Origin of the sequence: Streptomyces sp. NPDC050422, assembly GCF_044458665.1 — a bacterium.
In the GTDB taxonomy this organism is placed as follows: Bacteria; Actinomycetota; Actinomycetes; order Streptomycetales; family Streptomycetaceae; genus Streptomyces.
Genome location: NZ_JBITIE010000020.1, coordinates 199,678 through 204,586 on the forward strand (window position 1 = coordinate 199,678; position 4,909 = coordinate 204,586).

A 4,909-nucleotide genomic window follows, 5' to 3' on the forward strand; every position below is an offset into this window, starting at 1 on the left:
CGTGCGCGTGTGACGCCTGCCCCGCCCACCGTACGAGTGCGACGCCCGCACCGCCCCGCACTGCTGCCCCGCCCCCGCGCTGGTCATCCGCCCTTCGTCTCCGGTACGAGCGTCCGGCCGCAGCCCAGGTTCCACCGCCCCGACCTGCCACTGAGCTCCGTCAGGGTCAGCGGGGCCACGTCCAGTCGCCAGAACGCCTGCCGCGGGAGGGCCAGCGCATGGACGACCGCGGCACGGATCACGGCAGGCTCGGCTACTCCCAGGACCCGGCCGGCATCGCCGCCGTGCAGCGCGTCGAGCCATGCGCCGACTCGGTCGCCCAGTTCCAGCAGCGACTCGCCCCCGTGCGGAGCGGCGGACGGATCCGCCAGCCAGGCCGCCACTGAGTCGGGCTCGTCCGCGCCTACCTCGGACAGCCGCGCGCCGGACCAGCGGCCCAACTCCCAGTCCCTCAGGGCGTGTTCGTGATCCGTGCGAAGCCCGAGCGCCTCCGCGGTGAGCGTGCAGCGTTCCGAGGGGCCGCGCAGCCACCGTTCCGCGGACGGGACCGAGCCGGCGGAAGCGGCGGCCCGGGCCGCTCGGAGCCCGGAGTCGTCGAGGGGTGCGTCACCGCCGAACCGGGCCTCGCGCAGCGCGGCGTTCATCCCCGGTGAGATCAACATCACCCGTACCGTCATGCCCGCTCTCAACTCCCTGAACTGTGGCCACTTGGCCCAGCACACCATGGCATCCGGGGCCTGCCGGACTGCCCGCGGGCACCATGGCGGCTCTCTCGCCCAGGCGGTATGGTCGCGACGACACGACGAGGGTGTGACGGAAGTCCGGTGAGAATCCGGCACGGTCGCGCCACTGTGAACCCGTACCCGTACGGGAAGTCAGACCCAGCGCCCTCGTCTCAGGCACCACGATCGGGACGCGTGTTCCCTCAGGAGGTTCTGCCATGGCACAGACTGCTGCCCCCGCCACGGTCACACCCGCCATCACCCCCATCTCGCTGAAGGCCATCGCCCCTTGGGCGGTCTTCTTCGGCGTCCTCATGCTGATCCTGCTGTACTTCGTCGGCGCGGAGCAGGGCGCCACCGCGCTCATCTCGGGCGAAGGCGTGCACGAGTGGGTCCACGACGGACGTCACCTCCTCGGTTTCCCCTGCCACTGATCCATCCGGCTGCCCCAGGGGAATCCCTCATGAACTCCATATCTGTCAGAGCCCTGCTGGTCCGCGGCATGCTGGCCGGCCTCGTCGCGGGTGCGCTCGCACTGGTGGTGGCCTACTTCCTCGGCGAGTCCCGCGTCGATGCGGCCATCGCCATCGAGGAGTCACACACCCATGACCACGGCGGCGCCGCGGAACTCGTCAGCCGCGGCATGCAGTCCACCGGCGGCCTCGCCACCGGTGTGCTCGTCTTCGGCGTCGCCGTCGGCGGCATCGCCGCACTCGTCTTCTGTTACGCCCTCGGCCGGATGGGCCGCTTCGGCCCCCGGGCGACGGCTGCGCTGATCGCGGGGGCGGCCCTGCTGACCGTGTACGTCGTGCCGTTCCTCAAGTACCCGGCGAACCCACCGGCGGTCGGTGACCCGGACACCATCGGCCGGCGCACCGCGTTGTTCTTCCTGATGGTCGCGCTCAGCGTTCTGCTGGCCGTGGCCGCGGTCGTCCTCGGCAGGCGGCTCGCTCCGCGCCTGGGCAACTGGAACGCCACGATCGCCGCGGCTTCCGGCTACGTGCTGGTGACCGGCCTCGCCTACGCCTTCCTGCCCTCGTTCAACGAGGTCGGAAAGGACTTCCCGGCTTCTCTGCTCTGGGAGTTCAGGCTGGCCACCCTCGCGGTGCAGGTCACGCTCTGGACCACCTTCGGACTGGTCTTCGGCTATCTCACCGAACGCCTGCTGGTGCCGGGACCGGCCACGGCCACGGACGGCCGGACGAACCGGCCGGCCACCGTCGCGAGCTGAGTCCGGGCGCAACCGGGGCCCGGCAGGCGGGCCCGCAACGGTGTGACGTGCGCGGCAGGACGGCGTACGTCACACCGGTGGCACGCACAGAGCCCCGCCGGGGAGCTTGAGTTCTAGTGGTCGTCGCAACACCCCAGTTCAGGGGATGCGATGGACTTCAAGATTCGAGAGAACCGAGGGCCCCAGGGGAGCCACCGTCTGACTCGTGAGCGGGAGGCATACTCCCATCTCATGAAGCAGGGCTACAGCAACACGGAAGCCTGCCGGATCCTCGGTATCAACCGGCGGACCGGCAAGAGATGGCGCAACGGCTGGCACACGCCGAACAGCGGGAAGCCGAAGCCTCCAATCCACATGGCGGCTTCGGCTTCTTCCGGCCCATCCAGGTATCTGCCCGAAGAGGACCGCATCCACATAGCCGACCGGCTGCGGGAGAAGGTGCCGATCCGCACCATCGCCTCAGAGCTGGGCCGCAGCCCGTCCACCATCAGTCGAGAGATGCGCCGCAACGGCGCCCTGTGGCGAGGCACTCAGTGGACCTACCGGCCCCACGCCGCACACCGCCGCGCCGAACAGCGCCGTCCCCGCCCCAAGCCCGGGAAGATCGGCCAGAACCCGGAACTACGTGAGTTCATCCAGTACCACCTCGCCATCCGGTGGAGCCCTGAACAGATCTGTCACGCTCTGCGCAGGCTCTTCCCCGACCGGCCGGAGATGCACGTGGCCCACGAGACGATCTACCAAGCCCTCTACGTCCAAGGCCGCGGCGAACTCCGCCGTGAACTGACCAAGGCGCTGCGGACCGGCCGGACCCGGCGCCGGCCGCACCGCCAGTCCTACAAGCGCTTGCCCCGCAACATCCCGCACATGGTGATGATCAGCGACAGACCCGCCGAAGCTGCGGACCGGGCCGTCCCTGGCCACTGGGAGGGCGACCTCATCATTGGCATGGACGGCAAATCAGCGATCGGCACGCTCGTCGAACGCACCACGCGCTACGTGATGCTCGCCCACCTGCCCATCGACCACAGCGCGGCCAGCACACGCGACGCCCTCGTCGAAACGGTCATGACGCTTCCGCCTCACCTGCGGCGGTCCCTGACCTGGGACCAGGGCTCAGAGATGGCCTTCCACAGGGCATTCACCCTGGCCACGAACATCCCGGTCTACTTCTGCAACCCGGCCAGCCCCTGGCAGCGCGGCTCCAACGAGAACACAAACGGCCTCCTGCGGCAGTACTTCCCCAAGGGCACCAGCCTGGCGATCCACACCCGCGAGCACCTGGACGCGGTTGCCGCCGAACTCAACAGCCGCCCACGCAAAACGCTCGGCTGGGAAACCCCAGCCGAGCGTCTGCAGAATCTGATGGGTCCAGGAGTTTTGACAGCACAAGGGGCCTTCCGCGCGGTGCCTTTGGCCCCAGAGCAAGCCTTGAGGTCGACCTCCTAGTGCCGGTGCCAGACCAGCGTGTAGCGCCAGAACAGTCGTCGGTGCAGCCGTGCACCGGGTAGCGCCTGGTGGGCGTCGCGAACGATGTCTGCAAAGGTCATGGTCGCCGGTCGGGTCGGGGCGGTCATTGAGGCTGGTCGCGGCGCCTTGCGGCCCCTGTTCTTGATCCAGGCCATGGCGACGTTCACCGGAAGGGCCACGGCGTCGATCAAGTAATCGCTCCAATACTGCGGGCGATAGACGCCGACGACGGCCAGGGTTCCGTCGGGCGACAGGTGCTGGCGGAAGCAGGTGAGGGCGTCGCTGAACGGCATGTGGTGGATGGTGGCGACACATGTGATGACGTCGTAGGGGCCAGGTGGCACCTCCTTCAACGCGTCTCCGACTGTGAAGGTCACCGGGCCGGCGGGCTCTGTGAGCTCCCGCGCGCGATCGATGATTGCGGGGTCAACGTCGATGCCGTGCACTGCTCCGGTCCGTGAGGCCAGGAGCCTGGCGAGCTCACCGCTTCCTGATCCGACGTCCAGAACCCTGTCGAGACGTCTGGGCAGCTGGCGCAGGATCCACCGGTGATAGTGGGCGTTGTGGTCCCAGGGGTGGGTGGCATGGAACTGCTCAAGTGCTCGCATGATGCGGGGCAGTAATCTCGTCATGGCTTGAGTCCATCAGCCCCTCGGTCGCCTGCGAAACCACAGCCGAGACAAACATGAGCGGACCGGGGCACCCGGCCTGGAACGACCGACAGCCGCTCGGCCGGGATGCCCGGCCGAGCGGCTGTCTAGACTGCTCGCCATCACGCAACGGCGATCACGTGTTGCGACGATCCTTAGAATCCGCCGAGATCCCGGCGGGGCGCTGCCACGTACGGAAGCCGCCCTCACTCGTGGGCGGCGGGTTCGTCCCAGTCGATCCGGTAGTGCTTCAGCAGGGCGTCCTCCTTCACGAGACGCATGCCCGCCGCGGCCATGACGCGCTGGGAGGCGGTGTTGTCGAGGTCGGTGTCCCCGTGCACACAGGCGATGCCCTGGTCGCGGGTGAACCGAAGTAGCGCGCGAAGCGCCTCGGAGGCGTATCCCATGCCCCAAGCCGATTCCACGAGTCCGTAGCCGATCGTGACGTGCCCGTTCTCGTCGGGCGCCCCGTGAAACCCGGCTCCGCCGATCATCAGCCCGTCCTCGAGGCGCCGTATCCCGTACGAACCGTAGGGACTCGGATCACCGGTGCCGGCGCAGGTCTCCAGGAACCGCTGGGCCGCCCTCATCTCACCCGGTGAGGGATAGCCGGGAGCCCAGCGCGCGCCGTCGGCGGGCCTGCCCGCCGCCACCTGCCCGGCTTCGGCAACGGTCATCGGGCTCAGGCGCAGGCGTGCTGTGACGAGGTCGGTCATGCCCTGTGAAGTATCACGCGAGGCGGCCGGGCCGCACCCGTACGTATCCACACGCCTCAACACGCATCGATGGTTTAACATTCCACTAAATGTTCGGCGTGGGTGCCGTCCGCCCGGAGC

General features: G+C 68.7%; 6 protein-coding genes and 1 riboswitch. Of the genes, 3 read left to right on the top strand and 3 right to left on the bottom strand.

Features of this window, described 5'->3' with window-relative positions:
* Positions 1–83: 83 nt before the first annotated feature.
* Positions 84–677, bottom strand: a complete 594-nt coding sequence (locus tag ACIBJG_RS29835) for a histidine phosphatase family protein (protein WP_399312118.1) — start codon at positions 675–677, stop codon at positions 84–86.
* A gap of 124 nt (positions 678–801) precedes the next feature.
* Positions 802–895, top strand: a riboswitch (adenosylcobalamin (AdoCbl) riboswitch).
* 45 nt (positions 896–940) lie between these two features.
* Here ACIBJG_RS29835 and ACIBJG_RS29840 point away from each other — a divergent pair.
* The 3 genes from ACIBJG_RS29840 (at position 941) to ACIBJG_RS29850 (ending at position 3,402) form a co-directional block, all read left to right on the top strand.
* Positions 941–1,156 (top strand): CbtB-domain containing protein, encoded by a 216-nt coding sequence (locus ACIBJG_RS29840; protein WP_326656042.1) that lies wholly within the window; start codon positions 941–943, stop codon positions 1,154–1,156.
* A gap of 29 nt (positions 1,157–1,185) precedes the next feature.
* A complete protein-coding gene (locus ACIBJG_RS29845) occupies positions 1,186–1,953 on the top strand; it encodes a CbtA family protein (RefSeq protein WP_399312120.1) in 768 nt (255 codons plus the stop codon).
* Between the two features lie 231 nt (positions 1,954–2,184).
* Positions 2,185–3,402 carry an IS30 family transposase gene (locus tag ACIBJG_RS29850; protein WP_399312122.1) on the top strand — a complete coding sequence of 406 codons (1,218 nt, stop codon included), beginning with the start codon at positions 2,185–2,187 and terminating at the stop codon, positions 3,400–3,402.
* On the opposite strand, the gene ACIBJG_RS29855 is transcribed toward ACIBJG_RS29850, so the two are convergent.
* On the bottom strand, positions 3,399–4,055 hold the full coding sequence (locus tag ACIBJG_RS29855) for a class I SAM-dependent methyltransferase (RefSeq protein ID WP_399312124.1): 657 nt from the start codon (positions 4,053–4,055) through the stop codon (positions 3,399–3,401). The two genes, ACIBJG_RS29850 and ACIBJG_RS29855, sit on opposite strands and share 4 nt — an antisense overlap.
* Positions 4,056–4,279: 224 nt before the next feature.
* The gene (locus ACIBJG_RS29860) at positions 4,280–4,789 is read right to left on the bottom strand and encodes a GNAT family N-acetyltransferase (RefSeq protein WP_399312125.1); all 510 of its coding nucleotides are present in this window, start codon (positions 4,787–4,789) and stop codon (positions 4,280–4,282) included.
* Positions 4,790–4,909: the final 120 nt, after the last annotated feature.

Bases quoted from the DNA above. Each gene is read 5' to 3' on its own strand.
- ACIBJG_RS29840 (WP_326656042.1), top strand. From the start codon at position 941: ATGGCACAGACTGCTGCCCCCGCCACGGTCACACCCGCCATCACCCCC.
- ACIBJG_RS29850 (WP_399312122.1), top strand. From the start codon at position 2,185: ATGAAGCAGGGCTACAGCAACACGGAAGCCTGCCGGATCCTCGGTATC.
- ACIBJG_RS29845 (WP_399312120.1), top strand. From the start codon at position 1,186: ATGAACTCCATATCTGTCAGAGCCCTGCTGGTCCGCGGCATGCTGGCC.
- ACIBJG_RS29835 (WP_399312118.1), bottom strand. From the start codon at position 677: ATGACGGTACGGGTGATGTTGATCTCACCGGGGATGAACGCCGCGCTG.
- ACIBJG_RS29855 (WP_399312124.1), bottom strand. From the start codon at position 4,055: ATGACGAGATTACTGCCCCGCATCATGCGAGCACTTGAGCAGTTCCAT.
- ACIBJG_RS29860 (WP_399312125.1), bottom strand. From the start codon at position 4,789: ATGACCGACCTCGTCACAGCACGCCTGCGCCTGAGCCCGATGACCGTT.